The sequence below is a fragment of the Bacteroidota bacterium genome (genome assembly GCA_034723125.1).
In the GTDB taxonomy this organism is placed as follows: domain Bacteria; phylum Bacteroidota; class Bacteroidia; order CAILMK01; family JAAYUY01; genus JAYEOP01.
This window is the reverse complement of sequence record JAYEOP010000243.1, coordinates 10111-12922: the sequence shown is the minus strand read 5'-3', so window position 1 is coordinate 12922 and position 2812 is coordinate 10111. Positions and strand designations below refer to the sequence as shown.

Genomic DNA, 2812 nt, shown 5'->3' with positions numbered 1-2812 from the left:
CTCAATAATTAATTGTAAATTACCAGTAAAATCTTTTGTTATTGAAAATGTGATAATGACAAAAGTTTAGCAGTAGTTGTAACATTCATTTTCAGTCTCATCAATCCCGCTTCATCTCCTTGAGTAGGTAAGTGCGTAAGATGCATTTCACAATTTTCAAGTTTCTTTAGCATTTTTAATGCATGTGTGGCAGATGGATTTGTCAAGGAACTCACAGTTAATGCGATAATTGTTTCGTTTACATTTAAGGAACTAGCTTTTCCATTTTGCAACTCAGACTTCATTTCTGTAATGCTTTTAACAATTTCCTGACTTAGTAAGTCAATTTCATCCGGTATTTTAGAAAGAATTTTCACTGCATTCAATATTGCCGCTGACTCTGCATGAAATAAAGAAGAATTTTTACCGGAAATTATCTGACCATCTGCAAGCTGAATTGCCGCACCACAATACACATTATTAAAACCCTTATTACTTGAAACAGCATCTTCAGCAGCTTTGTCAGCAACCGAAACAACTCTCCTGTCGCTGATTTTAACACTTACTTTATTCATTATCAATTCCATCTGATCTAATGTATCTTGAGTTTCTATGCCCTCAACTTTTTCACGGAAATATCTAAAGTACCTTCTTATTATTTCTTGCTTACCTGCCTCTCTGCAAACTTCATCATCAATAATTCCGGTCTTTGCCATATTCACACCCATATCAGTTGGCGACTGATATCCAAACGGTTGTAATTCACCTGTAATTCTTTTCATAAGATTATGAAGTATAGTAAAATTCTCAATATCCCTATTGTAATTAATTGCTATAGAATCATAAGCTTCTTTATGAAAAGGGTCAACTAAATTTATATCTTTCATATCGGCTGTTGCAGCCTCATAAGCTACATTAACAGGATGTTCAAGCTCCAAATTCCAAATAGGAAAAGTTTCAAATTTTGCAAATCCTGTTTTTATATTTTTTTTTCTTTCATGATAAATTTGGCTCAAACATACAGCCATTTTACCTGAGCCACCACCTGCACCTGTAACAATTGTAAGTTTTTTAGAAGACTCAATATATGGTTGTAGTTCATACCCCTGCATCACACTTTCCAATTTATCAGGATATCCATCAATTTCCGTTTGGATATAAACTTTTATCCCAAAGTTTTCAAGCTTGTTTTTAAACTTCTGAATAGAAGCTTCGCCTTCATAACGAGTAATTACAACTGAAGAGACATCTAATCCAAAGTCATTAATATCACTAATATCTTTTAATGTTTGGTTATCATAAGTAAGTCCGAAATCTCTTCTTACCCTACCTCTTAAAATATCTTTTGCACTTACACAGTAAATAATTTCAATATCTCCTAATTTTTTCAGAAGATCAATTTTCGCTGTTGCTTTATAACCGGGAAGAACTCTTGCAGCATGAAAATCATAAGACAGCTTTCCACCAAATTCAAGATAAAGCTTTTCAAATTTATTCACTCTTTCAAGAATATTACTTATTTGTTCCGAAAGATATTTTTCTGTATCAAAACCAATATTTTTCATTTTTTCATTTTTTGGGTTATAAATAAACTTTCAAATTTAAATCATAGAATAAGAAAAACTATAAAAAGTAATTAACATTTTACTCACTATTAAAAAAAAGGATCTATGTTGATTTGTGTGGGTGAAAAAATATTAAAGCCACAGACTTCGTCTATCGAAGACAGATTCACAGATTTAAATTATTATATATGGAATATTCTGATAAAAATATTAAAGCCACAGACTTCGTCTGTCGAAGACATGCTATGTATAATCGAAGTAAGACTACGTCAGTCGAAGACAGATTCACAGTATTTGACATAGAACCAAAAAAAATATTGATACTCATTCAGCTTTTAATATCTTTGCCCTTTCTAAAAAAACAATTTAATACTCATGAATTCAGACCCTAGAAAAATAAGAAAACCTTACTGGCTAAAAACAAAACTACCCACAGGAAAAAAATATTCTAATGTAAAAAACATAGTAAACAAATATGGTCTTAAAACAATTTGTCAAAGTGGAAATTGTCCAAATATCGCTGAATGTTGGAGTGATGGTACTGCAACATTTTTAATTTTAGGAGAAAGATGCACAAGAAATTGTACTTTTTGTAATGTTTCAACCGGCAAAGCTGAAGAATTAGATTCGAATGAACCAAGTAAAGTTGCCAAAGCTGTAAAATTAATGGGATTAAAACATTGTGTAATTACGTCAGTAACAAGAGATGACCTTAATGATAAAGGAGCTTTGCATTGGGCAACAACAATTAATGAAATAAGAAAATTGAATCCGGGAATTACAATGGAAGTTCTTATACCTGATATGAATGATGATATTGATGCTTTAAATTTAATCTTAAACACAAAACCCGAAATAGTTTCTCACAATATGGAAACTGTAAAAAGGCTTTATAAAACAGTACGCCCTCAAGCAAATTATGAAAGAAGTCTTAGGCAAATCGAACTTACAGCAAAATCACCTTTAAAAAGCAAATCAGGATTTATGCTTGGGCTGGGTGAAAAAGATGATGAAGTTTTTGAAGTAATTGATGACCTAAGCAATGTCAATCTTGATATTTTAACTATCGGACAATATCTCCAACCATCAAAAGAACATTATAATTTAGTGGAGTTTGTAAAACCCGAGAAATTTATTGAATTTAAAAAATATGCATACAACAAAGGCATAAAACTCATTGAATCAGCACCTTTAGTGCGCTCATCCTATCATTCGGAACAGCAAATAAATGTAATGTGAATATTTTAATAATCATATTCTCGTAAATA

2 protein-coding genes are annotated in these 2812 nt (G+C 31.3%); one reads left to right on the top strand and one right to left on the bottom strand.

The window, feature by feature from the left end; genetic code table 11:
• Positions 1-38 precede the first annotated feature (38 nt).
• Entirely contained in the window at positions 39-1544 is a 1506-nt protein-coding gene (locus U9R42_06760) for a DUF1846 family protein (protein ID MEA3495719.1), read from the bottom strand.
• A 375-nt stretch (positions 1545-1919) separates the two neighbouring features.
• Between U9R42_06760 and lipA the strand changes: the two genes are divergently transcribed.
• Positions 1920-2783, top strand: coding sequence for a lipoyl synthase (lipA, locus tag U9R42_06755; GenBank protein MEA3495718.1), 864 nt, complete (start codon positions 1920-1922; stop codon positions 2781-2783).
• The last annotated feature ends 29 nt before the right edge of the window (positions 2784-2812 follow it).

Excerpts from the sequence above, each read along its gene's own strand:
- lipA (MEA3495718.1), top strand. The coding sequence starts at position 1,920 with ATGAATTCAGACCCTAGAAAAATAAGAAAACCTTACTGGCTAAAAACA.
- U9R42_06760 (MEA3495719.1), bottom strand. The coding sequence starts at position 1,544 with ATGAAAAATATTGGTTTTGATACAGAAAAATATCTTTCGGAACAAATA.